This is a genomic window from Streptodolium elevatio (assembly GCF_053592165.1).
Window position 1 is genome coordinate 269,305 of the sequence record NZ_JBSFVE010000002.1, and the last position, 21,002, is coordinate 290,306.

At 72.0% G+C, this 21,002-nt stretch carries 20 protein-coding genes; 6 read left to right on the plus strand and 14 right to left on the minus strand.

Annotated features, from left to right (window positions below; all coding sequences use genetic code 11):
- Positions 1-40: 40 nt before the first annotated feature.
- Together ACWD12_RS05280 and ACWD12_RS05285 are read right to left on the minus strand one after the other, a co-directional pair.
- The gene (locus tag ACWD12_RS05280) at positions 41-1,522 is read right to left on the minus strand and encodes a GMC family oxidoreductase (protein ID WP_450098407.1); all 1,482 of its coding nucleotides are present in this window, start codon (positions 1,520-1,522) and stop codon (positions 41-43) included.
- The gene (locus ACWD12_RS05285) at positions 1,519-2,748 is read right to left on the minus strand and encodes a DegT/DnrJ/EryC1/StrS family aminotransferase (protein ID WP_358363988.1); all 1,230 of its coding nucleotides are present in this window, start codon (positions 2,746-2,748) and stop codon (positions 1,519-1,521) included. The genes ACWD12_RS05280 and ACWD12_RS05285 overlap by 4 nt, the downstream gene beginning before the upstream one ends.
- Before the next feature lie 361 nt (positions 2,749-3,109).
- Between ACWD12_RS05285 and ACWD12_RS05290 the strand changes: the two genes are divergently transcribed.
- The 3 genes from ACWD12_RS05290 to ACWD12_RS05300 all read left to right on the plus strand — a co-directional run bounded on the left by ACWD12_RS05290 (position 3,110) and on the right by ACWD12_RS05300 (position 6,530).
- Complete coding sequence (locus tag ACWD12_RS05290; protein WP_450098408.1) at positions 3,110-3,946, plus strand: zf-HC2 domain-containing protein; 837 nt, start codon at positions 3,110-3,112, stop codon at positions 3,944-3,946.
- Between the two features lie 242 nt (positions 3,947-4,188).
- Entirely contained in the window at positions 4,189-4,518 is a 330-nt protein-coding gene (locus ACWD12_RS05295; protein WP_358363994.1) for a hypothetical protein, read from the plus strand.
- 341 nt (positions 4,519-4,859) lie between these two features.
- Complete coding sequence (locus ACWD12_RS05300; protein WP_450098409.1) at positions 4,860-6,530, plus strand: endo-1,3-alpha-glucanase family glycosylhydrolase; 1,671 nt, start codon at positions 4,860-4,862, stop codon at positions 6,528-6,530.
- A gap of 14 nt (positions 6,531-6,544) precedes the next feature.
- Here ACWD12_RS05300 and ACWD12_RS05305 read toward each other — a convergent pair whose 3' ends face one another.
- The 6 genes from ACWD12_RS05305 to ACWD12_RS05330 all read right to left on the minus strand — a co-directional run bounded on the left by ACWD12_RS05305 (position 6,545) and on the right by ACWD12_RS05330 (position 12,222).
- On the minus strand, positions 6,545-6,754 hold the full coding sequence (locus ACWD12_RS05305) for a hypothetical protein (protein ID WP_450098410.1): 210 nt from the start codon (positions 6,752-6,754) through the stop codon (positions 6,545-6,547).
- 77 nt (positions 6,755-6,831) lie between these two features.
- Positions 6,832-7,788 (minus strand): TerC family protein, encoded by a 957-nt coding sequence (locus ACWD12_RS05310; RefSeq protein ID WP_450098749.1) that lies wholly within the window; start codon positions 7,786-7,788, stop codon positions 6,832-6,834.
- Positions 7,789-7,902: 114 nt separating this feature from the next.
- Positions 7,903-8,574, minus strand: coding sequence for a TetR/AcrR family transcriptional regulator (locus tag ACWD12_RS05315; protein ID WP_450098411.1), 672 nt, complete (start codon positions 8,572-8,574; stop codon positions 7,903-7,905).
- A 174-nt stretch (positions 8,575-8,748) separates the two neighbouring features.
- Positions 8,749-10,566, minus strand: coding sequence for an ABC transporter ATP-binding protein (locus ACWD12_RS05320; RefSeq protein ID WP_450098750.1), 1,818 nt, complete (start codon positions 10,564-10,566; stop codon positions 8,749-8,751).
- A gap of 147 nt (positions 10,567-10,713) precedes the next feature.
- The gene (locus ACWD12_RS05325) at positions 10,714-11,739 is read right to left on the minus strand and encodes a hypothetical protein (RefSeq protein WP_450098412.1); all 1,026 of its coding nucleotides are present in this window, start codon (positions 11,737-11,739) and stop codon (positions 10,714-10,716) included.
- A gap of 195 nt (positions 11,740-11,934) precedes the next feature.
- Positions 11,935-12,222 carry a heavy-metal-associated domain-containing protein gene (locus ACWD12_RS05330; RefSeq protein WP_450098413.1) on the minus strand — a complete coding sequence of 96 codons (288 nt, stop codon included), beginning with the start codon at positions 12,220-12,222 and terminating at the stop codon, positions 11,935-11,937.
- 183 nt (positions 12,223-12,405) lie between these two features.
- On the opposite strand from ACWD12_RS05330, the gene ACWD12_RS05335 reads away from it, so the two are divergent.
- Complete coding sequence (locus ACWD12_RS05335; protein ID WP_358361035.1) at positions 12,406-12,570, plus strand: hypothetical protein; 165 nt, start codon at positions 12,406-12,408, stop codon at positions 12,568-12,570.
- A 242-nt stretch (positions 12,571-12,812) separates the two neighbouring features.
- Complete coding sequence (locus ACWD12_RS05340) at positions 12,813-13,037, plus strand: hypothetical protein (protein ID WP_450098414.1); 225 nt, start codon at positions 12,813-12,815, stop codon at positions 13,035-13,037.
- Positions 13,038-13,091: 54 nt separating this feature from the next.
- On the opposite strand, the gene ACWD12_RS05345 is transcribed toward ACWD12_RS05340, so the two are convergent.
- From ACWD12_RS05345 to ACWD12_RS05370, 6 genes are all read right to left on the minus strand, one after another.
- A complete protein-coding gene (locus tag ACWD12_RS05345) occupies positions 13,092-14,567 on the minus strand; it encodes an aminotransferase class I/II-fold pyridoxal phosphate-dependent enzyme (RefSeq protein ID WP_450098415.1) in 1,476 nt (491 codons plus the stop codon).
- Positions 14,568-14,775: 208 nt separating this feature from the next.
- Complete coding sequence (locus tag ACWD12_RS05350) at positions 14,776-15,192, minus strand: NTP pyrophosphohydrolase (RefSeq protein ID WP_450098416.1); 417 nt, start codon at positions 15,190-15,192, stop codon at positions 14,776-14,778.
- A gap of 78 nt (positions 15,193-15,270) precedes the next feature.
- On the minus strand, positions 15,271-16,905 hold the full coding sequence (locus ACWD12_RS05355) for a serine/threonine-protein kinase (protein WP_450098417.1): 1,635 nt from the start codon (positions 16,903-16,905) through the stop codon (positions 15,271-15,273).
- Between the two features lie 88 nt (positions 16,906-16,993).
- Positions 16,994-17,146 carry a hypothetical protein gene (locus tag ACWD12_RS05360; RefSeq protein ID WP_450098418.1) on the minus strand — a complete coding sequence of 51 codons (153 nt, stop codon included), beginning with the start codon at positions 17,144-17,146 and terminating at the stop codon, positions 16,994-16,996.
- Positions 17,143-17,406, minus strand: coding sequence for a hypothetical protein (locus tag ACWD12_RS05365; RefSeq protein ID WP_450098419.1), 264 nt, complete (start codon positions 17,404-17,406; stop codon positions 17,143-17,145). Before ACWD12_RS05365 ends, ACWD12_RS05360 begins: the two co-directional genes overlap by 4 nt.
- The gene (locus ACWD12_RS05370; protein WP_450098420.1) at positions 17,393-19,924 is read right to left on the minus strand and encodes an ATP-dependent Clp protease ATP-binding subunit; all 2,532 of its coding nucleotides are present in this window, start codon (positions 19,922-19,924) and stop codon (positions 17,393-17,395) included. Before ACWD12_RS05370 ends, ACWD12_RS05365 begins: the two co-directional genes overlap by 14 nt.
- 299 nt (positions 19,925-20,223) lie before the next feature.
- Here ACWD12_RS05370 and ACWD12_RS05375 point away from each other — a divergent pair, with 299 nt between their 5' ends.
- Positions 20,224-21,000 (plus strand): SDR family NAD(P)-dependent oxidoreductase, encoded by a 777-nt coding sequence (locus ACWD12_RS05375; RefSeq protein WP_450098421.1) that lies wholly within the window; start codon positions 20,224-20,226, stop codon positions 20,998-21,000.
- Positions 21,001-21,002 lie beyond the last annotated feature (2 nt).

Genomic DNA, 21,002 nt, shown 5'->3' on the forward strand with positions numbered 1-21,002 from the left:
CCATGCCGACGCTGCGGCGGCGGGTCCGCGTCCATGCGCCTCATCCGCGCGCGGCCACCAGTTCGGCACCCAGTTCCGCCAACGCCGTCACCAGCAGGTGCGTGTTGGCGCGCGGCACGGTCGGGACCACCGACGCGTCGACAACCCTCAGCCCGTCGAGTCCGTGCACGCGCAACTGGGCGTCCACCACCGACGTCTCGGGGTCGTCGCCGATCCGGCAGGTGCCGACGCCGTGGTAGAAGGCGTAGTGCGCCTCGTCGATCACCCGGTCGAGGGCGGCGTCGCTGTCGTCCTGCGCCCCGGATCCGTCCGGCACCAGGCCCGATGCCGCCACGACGCGCGCGGCGAGCCGCCAACCGTCCCGCAGCCGGGCCCGGTTGTCCGGGTCCGCCGCGAACGGCCATACGATCCGCGCCGGATCCCCGACGCCACCACCCGTCGGCACGACGCTCCCCGCGCCCGTGGGCAGTTGCAGGGCCACGCTGACCTCGATCTCCCGGGTCCCGTCCGCGTTGCGGCGCGCGACGGGGGTGAGCTGGAGATCGTGGCGGCGGTCGCTCCCGGGCGCCGTGGCGCGCGCGATCGTCTGCAACGTCGGCGCACCCTCGGGTGTCGCCGCCGGGTCCACCGGCGCACGGTACGAGATCACCAGATGGTCGGTCAGGTTGCTTCCGACGGCCGGGAGTTCGTGCACCGGGTCGATCCCGAGCGCACGTACGCCGGCCGCCGGCCCGATGCCGGACCGCCACAGCAGCAGCGGATTCTGCACCACACCCGCCGCCAGCACGACCTGGCCCGCCCGGACCACCCGGCCGTCCGCGGCCACCGCGCCGGCCACGCGCCCGCGTTCCACGATCAGGCGCTCGACGTGGCAGTCGCCCCAGACCGCCAGGTTGGACCGGTCCCGGGCCGCCTCAAGGTAGGCGACGGTGTTCGAGACGCGGTCTCGGCCCTGCCGGTTCATCGGGATCGGCCCGGCGCCGGTCGATCCCGGGCGGCTGTGGTCGGCGCAGAACTCCAGCCCGGCCCCGACGCAGCCCGACACGAAACCGCGTTGCAGCGGCGTCCAGTCCGCCTCCGGGTGCCGCAGGATCGGGATGGGTCCGGCGTCGCCGTGGTACGGCTCGGCGCCGAAGTCCAGGTCCCGTTCTATCCGGTTGAGGTAGCCGAGCATCCGGTCCCAGCCCAGTTCCGTCGGCCAGGAGGCGAAGTCCTCGGGCTCGGGCCGCATGGCCACCGCGCCGTTCGTCGCCGAGGAGCCCCCTGTCCCCCGGCCGCGCGCGTAGTTGAGCTCGCGGCCGCCGGTCGAGGTCACCCGGTCGCCCCAGTTGTAGGGCCAGGCGACCGGGCGGGACAGCGTACGCAGTTCGTCGGGCAGGGCGGCCGCGCGGTGGTCCGGCCCCGCCTCGACGAGCAGGACGGCCCGGCCGGGCTCCTCGGACAGGCGTGCGGCCAGCACACACCCGGCCGAGCCCGCCCCGACGATCAGTACGTCGACGGATGCGGTCGTGCGCCCGCTCATGCCGTCCGCCCTCCGGAGCGTTCCGCGACGAAGGCGTCGATCTGCGCGCCCACGTGGGCGATCATGGCGTCGGAGAGCCCGTGGTTGCAGGAGATGAGCATGCCGTGCTCCATGACGTGGTCCGCGCCCGGCAGCCCGGCCGCGGGCTGCCGGAACCCGGCGTTCTTCATGAACGGCTGGCGGGCCGCGTTGCCGGTCCACACCACCCGGGTGTCGATGCCGCGCGCCTCCAGGTACTGCTGCAGGTCGCTGCGCCCGAACCCGGCGTCCGGCTTGATCAGGAAGCAGTACGACAGCCACGCGGTGTTCAGCCCGTCGAGCTGGCGCGGCGGCGTGAAGAACTCGGGGTGCCGGCTCAGTACCTCGGTGAAGCGGTCGAAGTTGTGCTGCCGGCGGGCGTAGTTGTGGTCGAGCTTCTTGACCTGCTGCACGCCGAACGCGGCGCACAGTTCGTTCGGGAGGAAGTTCCAGCCCGCCTCGTCGAAGATGAACATGTTGTCGTAGTGGATGCCGTCGAGGTCGGTCCAGAAGTCGCGCGATCCGGCCTTCGAGCCGAACAGCTGGGTCTCCGACCGGCGTCCCCAGCCGCGCAGCGTGAGGCAGCGGTCCCGCAGGTCGTCGTCGTCCAGCATGACCATGCCGCCGCTGCCCGCCGCGGTGATAATGTGCGACAGCGAGAAGCTGGTCACCGAGATGTCGGAACGCGCACCCGTGGGGGTGCCGCGCAGGGTGGCGCCCACCGCGTCGCAGGAGTCCTCGATGACCTTCAGGCCGTGCCGGTCGGCGATCGCGCGGATCGCGTCCCAGTCGGGGGCGTTGCCCGCCAGGTTGGGGACGAGGATCGCACGGGTCTTCTCGCCGATCATCTCCTCGATCTTGGTGACGTCGATCTGGAACGTGTCGGGCTCGACGTCGACGAACACCGGTACGAGGCCGGCCCGCAGCAGCGAGGACAGGTCGGTGGAGAAGGTGAGCGGCGAGGTGATCACCTCGGAGCCCGCCGGCAGGTCGAGCAGTTCGACCGCCAGGAAGAGGGCGGCGGACCCCGAACTCACCATGACGCCGTGCCGTTTGCCGGCGAGGTCGGCTATCCGGCGCTCCATCTCGGCGACGTTCGGGCCGATCCGCAGGCCGTTCTGACCTTCCGTCAGAACGGCTACGACGGCGTCGATTTCGGCCTGGTCGTACACGGCCGTCGCGTAGACGACGCGCTTCTGCTCGCTCATTGATGCTTCTCATTCCGATCGACGCCACGGGACGGCGGTGACGGCCTCGGGTGCCGCAACCGATCCCTCTCGCTTTCATAGCTATCATGGCCATGATTAACAAGGCAAGGTTGCGCGCCCGGTATACGACCATCCACCACCTTTCTGGAGGCTCCGCACGGCGGGTCCGCGAAAGTCCGCGTTCTTTCCCCGGTCAGTCCGCGGTCAGTCCGCGCGCGGACGTCCGGCATTCGCCGGAACGGCCGCGGCCGCTCCCCGCAAGATCCGCGTTCTTCGGCAAGCGCCCGCCCGTTCGCCGGTGATTCAATGACGCGGCTGATGCCTTTCAGCCGCGCGGCGGTCGGCTCGGAAGGACGTCGGAATGCCCTTGTCATGCGAGGAAGTGCGGTCACGCCTGGCCGCGTACCGTCTGGACACCCTGTCGCTCGACCGGCGCCGCGAAGTGGGCACGCACATGGCGGACTGCGTCGCCTGCGGCCAGGAGTGGAACAGGCACCGCTGGGACTCGTCCGCCCGGCACACCCTCGTCGAGGAGCTCAAGATGTTCCTCGGCCCGGCGTACATCCCGTACTTCGACCCGGCGTGGGTGGAGAGCGAGCAGCGCGGCAGCGGACTCGACGGCGTCGAGACGTTCCGCCGCAGCATGGCGAGGATGTACGGGCTGGCCGTGTGGGGGGCGAGCGGCAGCCGTCCGGACTACGTCGAGGCGGGCATCCCGCTGCTGTGGGCCGCGGGCGTCCGCACGATCGTGGACTACGGCTGCGGGCTCGGCAACGACGCGATCCCGCTGGCCAAGGCCGGCTTCTCGGTCACCGGGGACGAGGTCGATTCGGCTTCGCTGAGCTTCATGTTGTGGCGGCTGCGCCGCAGACCGACGCTGATGCGGCCCAGACTGCAGCCCGTCCGGTCGGCCCCCGTCCCGGACGCGATATGGGCGATCCACGCGCTCAACCTGCTGTCCGACGAGGAGCGCCACATCTGGCAACTCCTGCGCAGCGTGCGGATCGTGGTCACAGAGAACGTGCTGAACCGCTACGACCCGGGCATGATGGGCTACCCCGCGCACCAGCGCCGCCGCAGCGCCGCCGACGTGGCGTCGCTCCTCGAGGACCACGGGTTCAGTGCCGACAACCCGTCGAGCCAGGCGCCCGTCATCCTCTGGACGCGGCGCAGGCGGTCCCTGGGCCTGGCCGCCTGACCGGGCCTGCCCCGGCGGTTCCGCCCCGACACCTACGCGAGTTCGTAGCCCGCCTGAGCGCAGTTGTGGTGCACGAACGTTCCTGCTGAGCCACCGTGGCTCAAAGGCCCGGACCCAACCGCACAGAGCCCAACGGGGGCGGAATCGCGCCGCTACCGTGGGGGCTCGGTTTGCCGGGGCAAGCCGGTCGGGCCGGTGGGGTCCGGCCGAGCGGCCTCGGGAGAGGGGCGATGATGCGTCGTTTGGCAGGTACGGCAGTGGGGCTCGCGCTGGGCCTCACCCTGTTCGTCGGTCCGGTCGCGGGGGCCGCACCGAGCGGACCGGCGGCGGGTGCCGCACAGGCACAGACCGGCGCCGCCGTGCAGGGGGCTCCGGCGGAGCAACTGCCGCAGGCGCCAAGCTCGGTGGCGAAGGCGGAGAACCCGGTGGCGCACGCCCCGGCGGCCAAGCCGAAGAAGAAGAAAAAGAAGAAGAGCAAGTTCGGCGTCGGCCTGATCATCGGGATCGTGCTGGTGGTCCTGGTCGTGGGGATCCTGGTCTTCTTCCTGATGAAGCGCAGGTCACGCCACTAGTACGCGGACCGGTGGCCGGAGTGCGGGCCCATGGCCGGGCAACGTCCGGTCCGACCGGGGGAGTTCGCGCACCGCGGAGGGCGCCCACCGGCGGGCGCGTCGCCCGGGAGGCCGGCCGCGGCACCACCTCCCGCATGTCGTCGCTCCGCCGGCCGCCCGGTGGGCCTCCCCCGGAAGGCCCGCCGGGCCCGGCGCGTCCCGCGCCCAGACGAACCCCCTTGCAGGTCAAGTTCTTTCACGGATTCACTCGGCTCGCGTCCCGCGGATATTGCGAGCGACCGGCTCGGCAATAGGTTCTGGCCTTCCGCTTTCCCCAGTGAAGTTGAGCCGGGAGTCCCCCCATGCCCGCCACATCCGCACGCGTACCCCGACGCCTGGCCAGATCGGCCGCGACAGGCGTCACCCTGGTCGCGTTGCTCGCAACCGTCGCCGGGTGCGATCCCGAAAATCCCCCCGCAGGCGGCGCCGCGAGCCCCAGCGCGTCTGCCAGTTCGAAGCCGGCGCCGGCGTCCCCCGCGCCCGACGGCCCCAAGCCGGGCGCGTCGTCGCCCGGCGGCCCCGCCCCCAGCACACCGCCCCCGAATGCGCCGAGCGTCCCGGGCCCCACCACCGCGGCACCGTCGACACCTCCCGCGTCGCCGGGCAACGGACCGCTCCCGTTCGACCTGCCGGGCACGGCGGAGTTGCGCGGGTCCGCGAAGAAGGTGTTCGCGCACTACTTCACGCCGTACCCGGTTTCCCTCAACAACAAGGGCGGAGCCGACGACTACTACACGAAGAACTACCTGAACCCGGACGGCGAAGGCGGCAAGCACAAGGCGTACGGCGGCCTCCTGCGCGACCGCCCGCTCCCCCGTGAGCCGCTGGCCGGGGACTGGGAGCTCCAGGACATGGAGACCGAGATCCGCACCGCGGTCTCCGCCGGGATCGACGGTTTCACCGTCGACCTGCTCAACCTCGACCCTGCCAGCCCGCACCGAAAGCGCGTCGACCTGCTGATCAAGGCCGCCGAGCGCGTCGACCCGGGTTTCCGCATCGTGCTGATGCCCGACATGACCGCGTCGCAGATCGGCGGTCTCGACCAGAACGCCCTGGCCGCCGCGCTGGTCGGCCTCGCGGCGTCCAAGAGCGTGCACCGGCTGGACGACGGCAGGCTGGTCGTTTCGCCGTTCAAGGCCGAGGGCCGCACCGCGCAGTGGTGGACCGACTTCATGAAGGTGATGGAGCAGAAGTACCGGCAGAAGGTGGCGTTCGTCCCGGTGTTCCTGAACTTCGGAGCCAACGCGCAGGCGTTCGCGCCGATCAGCCACGGCTTCTCGGTGTGGGGCAACCGCAGCCCCAAGGCCCAGGGCAACATCGCGGGCGACGTCGCCAAGGCGCACGGCATGGGCAAGATCTGGATGCAGCCCGTGTCGGTCCAGGACGAGCGGCCCAACCAGTCGATCTTCGACGAGGCCGGCAACACCGAGAACCTGCGGGCCACTTGGGAGGGCGCCATCGACAAGGGCGCCGACTGGGTGCAACTGACCACGTGGAACGACTACTCCGAGGGCACGCAGTTCGCGCCGTCGGTGCACAACGGCCGTGTCTACCTGGACATCTCGTCGTACTACCTGACGTGGTTCAAGCGCGGCGCCAAGCCCGCGATCGTGCGGGACGTCGCGTACGTGACACACCGTCGGCAGTTCGTCGCGGACAAGCCGACCGCGGCCGGCCAGACCAAGTTCATGGCACCGCGCGCCGGCACCACGACACCGCGCGACACCGTCGAGGCACTCGTGTTCCTGACCGCTCCCGCGGACGTGCGGGTGCAATCAGGCGCCCAGACGCGCGACGGCCAGGCCGGCGCCGGTATGACCGCACTGGTCCACCCGTTGGCGAGCGGCGCGCAAGGCGTCACCGTCACGCGCGGGACGGGCACAGTGGCGTCCGTCAGGTCGCCCTTCGAGGTCGGTCGGGACCTCGTCGTGCAGGACCTGCAGTACGTCGCGGCCGGTAGCGCCCGCAAGTAGCGGGCGGCCCGATGTCAGCGGTGGCCGGCGTGGCGACGCGGGTCCGTGTGCATCCACCCCGGAACGGAGTCGGGGCACTCGGAGTTGTGACACGGGCCGGCCACCCAGACGGGGTACGAGACCCCCATCGTCTTGTGGCGCTCCGGGACAGTGGCGACGGGCTTGCCGCAGGTCGGGCAGACGTACTTGGCGTCCGCCGTCCTCATCCGCTCCTGCTCGTTCATGCCCATGATTTTACGACAATTCTCGTAAAATTTGGGACTTTTGGGTAATATCCCCCAGGCCATCCGGCCGGTCGCGCTCAGTCGCGCTTGTCGCCCTCGTGGGCCGGCGGACGCACGATGCTCAGCGTGATCGAGACCGCCAACACGACCACGATCACCGCCAGGCTCACCAGCGACGGGATCTCCGGCACGTCCTTGCTGATCGTCTCGTGCGTCGCCTGCAGGGTCAGCTTGACGGCGATGAAGCCGAGGATGACCGCGATGCCCTTGTCGAGGTACTCGAACCGGTCGAGCATCTCCGCGAGCAGGAAGTACAGCGCCCGCAGCCCCAGGATCGCGAACGCGTTGCTGGTGTAGACGACGAAGGTGTCGCTGCTCACCGCGAGGACGGCCGGCACGCTGTCGACGGCGAACACCAGGTCGGCCGCCTCGATGGCGGCGACCACCGCGAGCAGCGGCGTGGCGACCAGCCGGCCGCCCTCGCGGACGAAGAAGTGGTGCCCCGCGTACTCGTCGCGCACCGGGACGACCTTGCGCAGCATCTTGACCGCGACACTCTTGCCGGGGTCGAAGGAGTCCTCCTGGCCGCGCGCGATCTTGTACGTGCTGTACGCGAGCACGGCCGCGAACAGGAACAGCACCGCCGCGAACCGGCTCACGATCGCGACGCCCAGGGCCAGGAAGACGCCCCGGAACACGAGCGCGCCGATGACGCCGAAGAACAGCACCCGGTGCTGGTCCTCCCGGGGCACGCGGAAGTACGCGAAGATCAGCGTGAACACGAAGAGGTTGTCGACCGACAGGCTCTTCTCCAGGAGCCACGCGGTCGTGTACTCGGTTCCCGCGTCCACCCCGACCACCGCGTAGACGAGCCCGCCGAAGGCGATGGCCAGGCCGATCCACACGGCGCTCCACGCCGCGGCCTCGCGGAACCCGATGACGTGTTCCCTGCGGTGCGCGAACAGGTCCACCGCGAGCGACACCAGCACCACCACGGCGAAGACCAGCCACAGCCAGAACGGCACGTCGTGCACGAGAACAGACCTCACAGACCACGCGTGGAGGGCGCGGCCGAGCGGCGCCCCTCATTCGAGTCTGCGCCTCTCGCCGCGCGCTGTCGTGCGCAGCACGTGCGACCCGGCACCGGGTCAGGGCACCTGCCACGCGTCCATGAGCGCGTCCAGGCCGCGGACGAACTCGTGCTCGCCGCCGCCGGTGGCCATGGTCGGGGCGAGGACGCGCAGGTACGGGAAGTCGGTGCGCAGCCGGTGCAGGCCGAGGCGGATGGCCGGCTCGGGGTCGTCGGGGGCGTCCACGACGGCACGCAGGTCGACGACGGCGTACCCGAGGACCCACCCGCTGAACGCCCGGTACGCCCCGACCGCCGACCGCCGGTCGACACCGGCCTCGGTGAGCAGGCCCAGCACCCGGTCGGGCAGCCGCAGCACGGCTGCCGGGCGCCGGGCCAGCGGCACCGCCAGCAGGCGCGTGGTGACCAGCGGCAGGACGTGCGGGTGCGACGACGCCACGTCGAGCAGGGTGCGGCCGATGCGGTGCAGTTCGGCGCGCACCGTGCGGGCGGGCCGCCCCTCGTCGAGACGGCGGTGGGCCTCCGCGAAGATCATCTCGACCAGGCCGTCGAGCACCCCGCCCTTGCTGTCCGCGTGGTGGTAGAGCGCCATCGCCTCGACCCCGAGGTCGGCCGCCAGCCGCCGCATGCTCAGCGCGTCGAGCCCTTCCGCGTCGACCAGTTCGAGTGCCGCCTGGAGAACCCGCTCGCGGGTCAGCCTGCCGCGCGCGGACTCCGTCCCGTCGCTCATGGCGCCCTCCAGCCGATCACCTTGCGGAGCCCGGAGCCGGAACATACCGCCGTGCATATACACCGTATATCTACGAAACAATCTCAAAACGTACATTCGCCGCGAACGGCGAGCGGTTCACCCTCCAGGGCACGGGCACGGTCCGCGCACGGGGCCTGTCCGCGCGCGGCGCCGTCAGGTGTGCAGTTCCGGGACGCCGCCCACGTCGTCGGCGCCCCGCGGGCCTACGGCGGCCTCGGCATGCCCGGTGTCGGCCTCATTAGTCCCGTCGAGGAACCCGCCGGACTGGTGGTGCCAGAGTTTGGCGTACGTCCCGCGGCGGGCCAGCAGTTCGGCGTGCGTGCCCCGCTCGACGACCTCGCCGCGGTCGAGCACGACGAGTTGGTCCATCTGCGCGACCGTGCTGAGCCGGTGCGCCACCACGAGCGCGGTCCGCCCTTCCATCAGCTCCCACAGCGCCCGCTGGACCAGGACTTCGCTCTCCGAGTCCAGCGCGCTGGTGGCCTCGTCGAGCAGCAGGATGGGGGCGTCGCGGAGGATCGCCCGGGCCAGCGCGACCCGTTGGCGCTGACCGCCGGACAACTTGATGCCGCGTTCGCCGACCACGGTGTCGAAGCCGTCCGGCAGCGCCTCGGCGAACTCGGTGACGTGCGCGGCGCGGGCCGCCCGCATCAGCTCCTTGTCGGTGGCTCCGGGGCGTGCGAAGGCGATGTTCTCCCGCAGCGTGCGGTGGAACATGGCCGGGTCCTGCGGCACGTACGCGATCAGGCTGCGCACGTCGGCCTGCCGCAGCTTGGCGATGTCCTGGCCGCCGATCAGGATCCGCCCGCCGTCGACGTCCATGAAGCGCAGCAGCAGCCGGGTGAGCGAGCTCTTGCCGCCGCCGGAGCGGCCGACCAGGCCGAGCTTCGAGCCGCTCGGGACGTCGAGGTCGAGCCCCGCGAACAGCGGCGGAGCGTCGCCGTACGCGAAGGTCACGTCGGCGAACCGGACGTCGGCCGCGGCCGGGCGCAGCGGCTCGGGCGCCGGCGGGTCGACGACCGTAGGCGGGTCCAGCAGCAGTTCGGTGAACTGGGCCGCCTCGGTCAGCGCGCTCTCCAGACGGCGGTAGATCTGGTTGAACTCGAACATGATGCGCGTCGCGTTGCCGTAGTACGCGAAGGCCACGACCGTCGCCTCGACGCCGAGCCCGCCGTCGAGCGTGACCGCGAGCAGCAGGCCCAGCGAGTTGGCGAGGACCGACAGCGGTGCCACGAGCACGTCGATGCGCAGGTTGCCGTAGTCCCATGAGCGCAGGGACAGCCTGCGGCTCTCGGCGACCCGGGACTTGTGCTCGGCGGCCTCCTGCTCCTCGGCGGCGAAGGCGCGCACGGTCTCCATGTTGGTCAGGCTGTCGGCGACGTGCCCGGAGACCCGTGCGATCGCGGCCTCGCGCTGGTCCACCAGGACCTGGCGGCGGCGGATCAGCGGAGCGACGAGCGTACCGGTGACCACCAGCATGCCGATCAGCACGGCGACCAGGATCGGGCTGTAGAACCACAGCACGACGGATGCGAAGACCAGGGGGACGAGGTTGGCGACCACCGAGAACGCCAGGGTGTCGACGAACTCCTCGTAGCGTGCCGCGAAGCTGAGGACGCGCTTGGTCAGCGAACCCGCGAAGTTGTCGTGGAAGAACGCCGCGTCCTTGGCGAGGAGTTCGTCCATCCCCTGTACGTACAGGCTTTCCATGCCCCGGCCGTCGGTGCGGTTGAGGCAGTGTATGCCGATCCGCCACAGCACTTCGGCGAGCAGGCCGACGCCGGCGAAGGCCAGCACGTACGGCAGCACCGAGGTTCCGCCGCCGGCGAGGTGGCCGACCAGCGCGCCGACCAGCAGCGGTGCGACGTAGTGCAGCAGGACGTTGCCCAGCGCGGGCAGCATGAGCGCGGGTATGGCGACGCGTCGGTTGCGCGACAGTTCCCGACCGTAGAAGCGCAGTGCGAGGAACACTGCGGATTTGCGCTTCGGCGAACTGGGGCTGTTTTCCCCGGATCCGGGCGCAGACACTCGTCCCCCTTGGAGTGGTTTTGGCATGCGGTGGATCCATGCTGCCGCAAAGGGGGTCGGGACCACGACGGATTAAATCCGCCCCGCGGGTCAGTGGGAGTGGCCGTCCGAGGATTCGTCGGTGGCCGGGGGCGCAACCGGCGTCGACGGTAGGACAGTTGTCGGCACGGCGGTCGGCGAGCCCGCGTCCGGGGTGCCGACACGCACGGTGAACTCCGCGGTACGGACGACTCCTTCGTGCTGGAAGTCGAGGTAGAGGCGGTAGCTGCCCGCACTGGGGGCCTGCGCGTGGAACCCGATGCCGGGACCGGCCGGGGTCTTGCCGTCGCCCGGCTCACCCTGCGGGTGGACGTGCAGGTACGCGAGGTCGCCCTGCCGCAACGCGACCAGGTGGCCGTACGCGCCAAGGTACGGCTGGAGGTTCGTGACCGGGCGGCCGCCCTTGGACACGTTCAGCGTGAGCATGCTCGCGGACGTGGTGAGGTCCCCTTCGAGGGTCACCGCGTATCCGTCGACTTCGGCGGTACGCACGGGCGTGGGCAGCGGCGTCGCCCGGTAGTCGCCGGACACCGAGACGTCCGCTCCCAGGGTGAGCCCGCCGTCCGGGTCGCCGGCGGGGGCGAAGTCCGCGAAGACGCGGTAGTCGCCGGCGCTCGGGAAGGTCAGCGGCACGCTCCAGGTGCCGTCGCTGCCGAGCACCGGGTGCACGTGCTGGAACCCGGACAGGTCGCGGCGCGCGACGATCAGGTGCAGGTCCTTGTCGTGGGAACGCTCGTACCGCGTCCAGGGCTTGCCGTCGGGGCCGGTGATCTGGAAGCGGAAGTCGGCGGGGACGCCGACCGCCAGCGGGTCGCCCGACGGCACGAGGGTGTAGCCGCGTTCGGAGACCCGCAGGCCGCCCGGCTCCTCCGCCGCCGCGGGTGCCGCGGGTGCCGCGCCGGGGGCGCCGCCCGGCGGTGCGGGCTGCGCGGCCGCCGGGTCGCCGCCGTTGTGTCCGCCGTGCGAGGGCTTGGCGTCGGAGCCGATAGGCCCGACGGCGTTGCCCACGCCGAAGGCGGCGCCGAACGCCAACGTGATGCCGACTCCGAAAGCGCCGACCCGGGTGACCGTGTTCATCGTCCGCTCCTTCTCGCGTGATCTGTGCCGTTGTCGGCGGGTGGTCTGGCGCCGGGCCCGGTTCGGACCCGGTGCGCTGCTTGGTACGAGGCTCGGTACTGGGCTTGGTGCGAGGCCTGGTTCGGGTCGGTGCCGAGCCCGGTGCGCGCGGCGGGTCGGCGGGGCGCCGGCGTACGGCCGGCGCCCCGGCACCCGTCAGTTGCAGCTGCCGCAGCAGCTCGCGCCCTCGGCGGGCGCCTCGGTGGCCGGGGCGACGACCTCGTAGCCGGCCTCGCCGACCGCGGCGGTCACCGCGGCGTCGTCGAGCACCCGGTCCGAGGCCACGGTCACGCGGCCGGTCGCCAGGTCGACCTGGACCCCGGTGACGCCCGCGACCTTCCCGATCTCGGCGGTGACGGACGAGACGCAGTGGCCGCAGGTCATGCCCGTGACGGTGTACGTGGTGGTGACGGCGGTCGCGGCGGACGCGGCGGACGTGCTCATGAGGAGGCCTCCTGGTTCCGGGGCCGCTTTCGAGTGCGGCCCGTTCGGCGGGTACATCTCCACTACATACCCCCCAGGGGTATCTCGTCAACCCGCTCCGCGCCGCACGCCGAGATTTTGCATAGGGTACCCCCCTAGGGTACTTTCGCGGGCGGCGGTGTTCCAGACCCGAGGGGAGGCGAGATGCGACCGATCCGGAACCCCGGCGGCCTCGTGCGCCGGATCGTCGATCACCCGGCCGCGCGCTGCGCGGCGTCCTGCCTGATCAGCGCCGCACTGCGGCGGCTGAACGTGCGGCACGCGGGACACAGCTCCCCCGACGCGGTGGTACGCGTACAGGACGCGTAAAGATTGCCGGGATCCGGCAATGCGCGGCGCGGCGAACAGCGCGCACCGTCGGCGTGGGGGCAGTGGAGCGGGCCCCGCCGCCGACACCAACAGCAGTCCCCACCACGGCGGCGGGGCCTCCACGTCGAGGCGGTCCGTGGACGTCGAAAGGGGGCACCGGTGGAGGAGTTCGTCGAGGCGCTGTTCGGGTTCCCCGCACTGGTGTTCACCTTCGCCCTGATCGTCGTGCTGGCCTTCTGGCTGTGCGTGCTCGCGGGGTGCTGGAACACGACGCCTTCGACGCCGACCCCGGCTCCGACGCGCTTGGGGGTGTACCCGCCACGGTCGGGGTCTCGCTGGTCGTCGCGGTCTCCTGGGCCCTGAGCCTGATCGGCGGGATCCGGGCGGCCGTCAAGGCCGCGTACGTCGCGAACATCGCGTACTCCGCGCACATTCCGTCCCCCGGTCCCCCGCGTGGGGGGAGGTGAGGCTCGGAGTCCCACACCTGGACGCGGAACGCGCTCCGGCGCAAGGCAGGTTGCTCAGTCGACGACGACGCGGATCACCCGCAACTGCGCGTCGTCGGAGTCCGGGAGGACCATCCCGGCCGCCACGCCGCTGCGGAGGTAGTCGACGACGGCCGCGGAAATGCGCTCGCCCGGCAGCACGACCGGGATCCCGGGCGGGTACGGCGTGATCATCTCCGCGGCGATGCGGCCTGCCGCCTTGTCCGCGGGGACGTGCTCGGTCTCCGCGAAGAAGGCGTCGCGCGGCAGCATCGCGCTCTCCAGCCGCATGTCGGCCGGGGCCGGAACCTGGACCGGAGGCGAGCGCCGGGCCAGGCCGTGGGCGTGCTTCGGCAGATCGCGCAGCGCCCGCAGGAGCACGCGGGCGGTGGCGTCGTTGTCGGCGTACGACAGTTGCGCGCTGATCCGCCGGTGGTCGCAGACGTGCAGGTTGATGCGATGGTGGTCGCGCAGCCAGTCCCCCGCCGCGTACCCGCTGATCCCCAACTCGGCCACGTCGATGACGAGTTGCAGTGGATCCAGCTCGAAGGCCAGGTCGGCACCGAGGAATTCCTCGCGGTGGACGCGCAGTCCGGGGATCATGCCGATCTCGGCGCGTACCTTGTCGGCCAGGGCGAGCGCGTCGCCGAGCAGCCGGAAACCGTGCTCGGCCATCTGGCGACGCCATCCGTCCATGGCGGCGAAGATCAGCACATTCGGGCTGGTCGTGCCCAGCAGGTCGGCGCACGCCGCCAGCCGCCGGGCGTCCACGCGGTCGCCCTGCAGATGGAAGACCGACCCCTGTTCCAGGCCGCCGCCCATCTTGTGGACGCTGGTCACACACACGTCCGCCCCGGCATCCATGGCCCAGGTCGGCAGATCGGAGTGGAAGGGCAGGTGCGCGCCCCACGCCTCGTCGACGATGACCGGGATCCCGCGGGCGTGGCAGACCTCGACGATGCCGGCCAGGTCGGCGCACGTGCCGTACGGGGTGGGGCTGGTCACCAGCGCACCCGCCGCGTCGGGGCAGGCGTCGTGGGCCGCGGCGTAGTCGTCGGGTCCCGGCGGGTGCGCCAAGTGCAGGTCGGGGTCCCAGTGGGGGTCGATCCACACGGGCTTGATGCCGCTGAGGACCAGGCCCGACACGACGGACTTGTGCGCGTCGCGGGAGACCAGGAGCTCGTGGTGCGGGCGCGTGACGGCGAGCATCGCGCTCTTGACCGAGAGGCTGCTCCCGCAGGTCGTGAAGAACGTGTGCTCGGCCGCCACCGCGTCGGCCATCAGTTCTTCGGCGCGCGCCAGGACCCTTCCGGACGACGTGCGGTCGTCGAGGCCCGCGATCGCGAGGACGTCGGAGCCGAAGACCTCCGCCCCCAGCACTTCGCGCACCCGGGGATCGGTGCCCCGGCCCTGCTTGTGGCCGGGCGGCGTGAACGGGACGTAGCCGCGCCGGTGGTACGCGGCCAGCGCCTCGAGGACGGGTGCCCGGGAGTGGTCCGGTTTTGTGCCCATGGCCGTCCCCCTCTCACCGAAACGCCGGTTGTCGGTTCGCGCTCGTCGTTCCCATGGCTTGGCCGCTGCCCGCGATCGGCGGCGGTATTCCCCGGCAGACCCTGCGTGCCGGACAGGTGTGCGGATCGGCTCCCGGCGTCCGACGTCTCCGATTGCCCGACGCCTCGGGTCCCGGTTTCGAGGCCGGCGACCGGGGTCGGGCGGCCGGTCAGGAGCGGCGGACTGCTCGCGGGCCCACCGGCACGGCGCCCAGGGCCGTCACGCGGGCGCGCAGTTCGCGGTCCGCGGTGACCACGGCGCAACGGCGTCCCGGGTCCGCGTCCCGGGCGGCGGCCACGAGGCGGACGATCTCGTCGTCCCCGCTCCCGGACGTACCCACCACGTCGACGCCGGGCACGCCGGTCAGTCCGCGCGCCTTGCCCTCCACGACGAGCACCACGTCGAGCGGCCCCGTCTCGGCCCAGTCAGGAACGCTGCCGGTCGCCGCCAATCCCTCGGCCGCGTCACGCACGAGCGCGTCGCGCAGGCGGCGTGCCGCCCCGAGGCGGTCCCACCACCAGCCGTCGGGGACCGAGCCGACCACGTTCGCCGCGTCCACCACCACGAGCGGCATCTGATCCGTCATATCCGCCAGTCCACCACAAAACCGGGGGCGGGCCGGGCACCGCGGGCATTGGTCACTTGGTTGGTGACGCGTTCTCTGTCACGTGGACTTGGTCAGGGTCCCCGTGGGGTGGCCAGTAGCGTCGTCCAAGGCGGTGAAGAAGAGCGTTCCGTCGCTCCGCAGTTGCAGCGTGGACTGCCCGCCGTCCGTACAGGCGTCGTTCTGGCGGCCGCCGCTGCCCGGGACGTCCTCCACCAGGATCGCCGTCGGCTCCACTCCGACCAGCCGGGTCTCGCCCCGGCATTCGATACCGGCCACCGTCGAGAGCATGGTTCCCACCACGGTTCCGGACGCGCCCTGCTTGAGCACGATGGTGATGTGCTGTTCCACCAGCGACACTTCCAGGCCGGGGATGGCGATGCCGCCCTTCCAGGTACCGACGTATGCCTCCGGGAGCGATCCCGGCTTGAACGAGGCGGTCGGCGGCGGCGACGGTTTCACCTGATCGGCTTGCGCGCCGCCGAGCGTCGACGACTGCGACTGCGACTGCGATCCCGAATCGCCCTTGCCCTTGTCTCCGTCCCCGCGCAGGAGGACTACGGCGGTGATGACGGCGGTGACCGCGATCACGGCGGCCACCACGTACAGCCAGGGCGGGCGCCGGGCCGCTGTCTGCGCCCCTCCGGCCGTGGGCGCGTCGAAGGGTCCGTACGCCGGCTCCCGGCCGACGAAGGTCGTCTCTGCGCGCGGCGGACCAGGCGACGGTTCGCGGTAGTCGTAGCCGGCCGCCGACGGCGGCGGCGGATAGGGCCCCAGGGGCGGCCCCGCGGCCGGGGCCTCGTCCTCCAACTCCAGCAGCGCGACGGCGCGTCGGCTGACGGTGTTGGCCAGGTCCGGCGGCAGCCACCCGGCCGCGACCAGTGCGGCCGCGTCCCCACCCGGGAGCACCGCGCGCAGTACGTCGTGCGGTGTCGGGCGGTCTCCGGGCGCCTTGGCCAGGCAGGCGGCCGTGACGGGCCGCAGCGACTCGGGCACGGTGTCGAGCCGCGGCTCCTGCGTGAGGACGCGGAAGATCAGCGCCTGCGAGTTCCCGTCGCCGAACGGTCCCTCGCCGGTCGCGGCGTAGGCGAGCACCGCGCCGAGGGCGAAGACGTCGGTCGCGGGCCCGATGTCGCCGCCCTCGATCTGCTCGGGCGCCATGAACCCGGGTGATCCGACGGTCATTCCGGTGCTGGTCAGCACGCTCGCGTCGACCGCCCGGGAGATGCCGAAGTCGATGACCCGGGGGCCGTCGGGCGAGAGCATGACGTTGGTCGGCTTCAGGTCGCGGTGCACAACTCCGGCCCGGTGCACGGCGGTCAGCGCCTCGGCGAGGCCGGCGGCCAGCACGTGCAACGACTGCTCCGGCAGGGGGCCGCGCTCGGCGACCGCCTCGCCCAGCGAGAGGCCGGGGACGTATCCGGTGACGAGCCAAGGGCGTTCGGCCTCGGTGTCGGCGTCCAGCACCGGCGCGGTCCACGCGCCGCCCACCCGGCGTGCGGCGTCCACCTCGCGCCGGAAGCGTCCGCGGAAACCCGGGTCGTCGGCCAACCCGGGCAGGATCACCTTGATGGCGACGATCCGCCCGGTACGGCTGCGGCCCACGTACACGCGTCCCATGCCGCCGGCACCGAGCACCCGCAGGACGCGGTACGTCCCGAGGCTGCGCGGATCGTCCGGTCCCAGAGCCCTCATTTGCTCACCACGGCCCCGAGGATACGCACCGGAACGGTCCACGACGTTCGGGATTCCCCTCGCTGTCACCCGTGGGGGGCCGCCGAGTTCAGGCGTTGTGGACGGCATCCCCGGCAAGACAGGCGGCGCTGACACCGATCCGGTCGAGCTCCTCGTGCGGGGTCCGATAGGGGTCGCCGTCGAGGATCGCGGCGAAGACGTCGGCGGCGTCGCGCACCGTGGCGGGTCGGACGCCGGTCATGCTTCCGCCGAACACCGCGGCGTCCTCGGTGGGGTGGCCGTGCGGTTCCACGAACCCCGGCAGCAGACACCGGCCTTCGAGGTCGACGGTGCGGGTACGCGGGCGCGCAGCGGGGCGATGTCCTCGGCCTCGCCCACCGCGACGATGCGGCCGCCGCGCACCTCCACCGCCACCGCCTGGGCGAACGGCCGGGCCGGCTCGGCGGTGACGACCGTGCCGCCTTCGAAACCAGGTCGGCTTCCGCGCTCACGCGGCGGCACCGCCCGACGCCTCGGGGCGGCCGATCGAGCAGACGATCCTGCCGTCCCGGGCGTCGGCGACGATCTCGTCGCCGGGCTGCGCCTCGCCGCCGAGCAGCAAATCCGCCACCGGGTTGTCCAGTTCGGACTGAATGGTGCGGCGCAGCGGCCGGGCGCCGAACTCCGGTTTGTGACCGAGTGATACGAGGAGTCTGCGGGCCGCTTCGGTGACCCGGAGGGTGAGTCCCTGGGCGTGCAGGCGCCGCCTGCTGCGGTCCAGCAGCAGGTCGAGGATGTGCGCGAGGTCGTCCTCGTCGAGGCCGTGGAAGATGATGATGTCGTCGATGCGGTTGAGGAATTCGGGCGGGAACCGGTCGTGCAGGTCGCCCATGAGGTCGTCGCGGATCTCGCCGACGTCGCCGTGGTGGGCCAGGATGCGCTGCGCGCCGATGTTGCTGGTCATGATGACGACGGTGTTGCGGAAGTCGACGGTGCGGCCCTTCGCGTCGGTCAGGCGGCCGTCGTCGAGGACCTGGAGCAGGGCGTTGAAGACGTCCGGGTGGGCCTTCTCGACCTCGTCGAACAGCAGCACGCTGTACGGGCGGCGCCGGACCTTCTCGGTGAGCTGGCCGGCTTCCTCGTGGCCGACGTATCCGGGCGGGGCGCCGATGAGCCGGGAGACGGTGTGCTTCTCCTGGAACTCGCTCATGTCGAAGCGGATCATGCGGTCGTCGTCGCCGAACAGCATGCCGGCGAGGGCCTTGGCGAGTTCGGTCTTGCCGACCCCGGTCGGCCCCAGGAACAGGAACGAGCCCACGGGCCGGTCCGGGTCGCCCATGCCGGCGCGGTTGCGGCGTACGGCCCGGGAGACGGCGGTGACCGCCTCGTCCTGGCCGACGACGCGTTCGTGCAGCGCGTCCTCCAGCTTCAGCAGGCGGTCCTTCTCGTTCTCGGTCAGTTGCGCGACCGGGATCCCGGTCTTGCGGGACAGCACGTCCGCGATGTCGGCGGCGGTGACCTCGGCCACCCCCTCGCGGCGTTCCTCGCTGCCGGCGAGTGCGGCCTCGGCGTCGGCGATCCGCCGCTTGAGGTCGCTCGCGCGTTCGAAGTCCTCGGCGGCGACGGCCTCGTCCTTCTCGCGGCCGAGCTTGGCGATCTCGTCCTCGTGGCCGACCACCTCGGTGCTGCGGCGGCGTGAGGCCAGGCGTACCCGGGCCCCGGCCTGGTCCAGGAGGTCGATCGCCTTGTCCGGCAGGAAGCGGTCGGAGACGTAGCGGTCGGACAGGTCCGCGGCGGCGGACAGGGCCTCGTCGGTGAACCGGACCTGGTGGTGCGCCTCGTACGCGTCGCGCAACCCGTCGAGGATCTCCACCGTCTCGGCGACCGACGGCTCGGGGATCATGACCGGCTGGAAGCGTCGCTCCAAGGCGGCGTCCTTCTCGATGTGCCTGCGGTACTCGTCGATGGTCGTCGCGCCGACCGTGTGCAGTTCGCCGCGGGCGAGCGCGGGCTTGAGCATGTTGCCCGCGTCCATCGCGCCTTCGCCGCCGGCCCCCGCGCCGACCACGGTGTGGAGTTCGTCGATGAACAGGATCGTGGAGTGCTCGGCGGCCCTGACCTCGTCGATCACCTTCTTCAGGCGCTCCTCGAACTCGCCCCGGTACTTCGACCCCGCGACCAGGCCGGGCAGGTCGAGCGCGACGACCCGCTTGCCCTCGAGCGTCTGCGGTACGTCGCCCGCCACGATCCGCTGCGCGAGCCCCTCGACGATCGCCGTCTTCCCGACCCCCGGCTCGCCGATGAGCACGGGGTTGTTCTTCGACCGGCGCGACAGGATCTCGACGGTCTGCTCGATCTCCTCGGCCCGGCCCACCACGGGGTCCAGGCGCCCGGCCCGGGCGTCCTCGGTGAGGTCTCGGCCGTACTCGTCCAGCGTCGGGGTCTCGCTCGGTTCCCCGCCTGCTCCCCCGGCCGCGGTACGGCCGCCGCCCTGCTCGGCCTCGCCGCGCGAGGCCCGGGCGACGCTGCCCGCCAGTGCGTCGACGTCGGCGCCGCGGGCGCGCAGCACTTTCGCGGCGCCGGTGTCCGGGTCGCCCAGCAGCGCGCCGAGGATGTGCTCGGCACCGATGTACGTACCGCCGGACGCCTGGGACAGGGCGTGCGACCCGATCAGCACCCGCTTGGCCGCCGGGGTCAACCCCGGTTCCGACGAGGGCGCGTTGTCCTCGCGCGGCAGCACTTCGGCCAGGTCCCGGCCGAGCCGGTCCGGATCCGCGGCCGCCTTGGCCAGCAGCCCGCGGGCCGGTTCGGTCTGCGTCGCGGCCCACAGCAGGTGCTCGGTGTCCAGCTCGGAACTGCCGTCTTCCTGGGCTTTGTTCGTCGCGGTCACCAAGAGTTCCCGGGCCGACTCGGTGAGCAGGCGGCCGATCGGCACCCGCTGCACCGCGGGCGGCGAGGTACGCGCGTCCAGCCCCAGGAAGCGGTTGAGCAGGCCGGAAAACGGGTCGTCGGCGCCGAAGCCGAAAGAGGACATGGTCATACGGGGCCGTCCTGGGTGATTCGAGCGTGCCGTGCGGGACCGCTCTGCGGCAGGTGGTCCGGGCCACTCGGCGGGCGGGTGGCGCGAACGCGGGGACGCGTGCGTGTACCCGGGCTCGCCGCCGCTTAGCGCCGATCCGACGACCGGCGGCGCGCTTTCCCTCGATCGGACGCCGGGGTTCGGCGCCGGCCGGGCCCGGCTCGCCGTCGGGCCCGTCCCGCCCGCGCCGGGGACGCCCCTGGCAACCGGGCTACGGCTCTGATAGTGGTGGATCCAGTCAAGCAAATTGGGAGGCAGGCATGCGGGGACTCGTCGGCAAGGTGGCGGTGCTGACCGGCGGCGCCCGGGGCATCGGCGCGGCCACCGCGCTGCGGCTGGGTTCCGAAGGCGTCGCCGTCGCGCTCGGGGATCTGCACGAGGACGAGGCCGAGGCGGTCGCGTCGCGGATCCGGGACGACGGCGGGCAGGCCCTGGCGGTCCGCATGAACCTGCGCGAGGACGACTCCGTGCAGCGGCTCGTCGAGGCCGCCGTGGACCGGTTCGGCGGCATCGACCTCGTCGTCAACAACGCCGGCGGCAGCCTCGGCGGGGACCGCAACGTCGCGGAGAACGAGGACCGCATCTGGCAGAGCACGTGGGACCTCAATCTCATGGGTACCGTGCGGGTCACCCGCGCGGCGCTCCCCCATCTGCTCGCCCGAGGCGGCGGCGCGATCGTGAACATCGCCTCCGGGTCCGGCACCCTCGCGACGCCGGGGCTGGCGGCGTACGGCACCTCGAAGGCCGCGGTCATCCAACTCACCCGGAACGTCACCGCGGCGTACAGCCACCTCGGAGTGCGCTGCAACGCGATCTGCCCCGGGATGATCATGACGCCGGGGGCCACCGCCGCCATGCCGTCCGACGTCGTGGCGCGCATCGCCGAGCGCATCCCGGCCGGGCGTACCGGAACCCCGGAGGACGTCGCCGGCCTGACGACCTACCTCCTGTCCGACGACGCGGCCTATGTCAACGGCCAGGTCATCCACTGCGACGGAGGCGCCCGCGACATCGGGCCCTCCGGACCGGCCCGCTGACC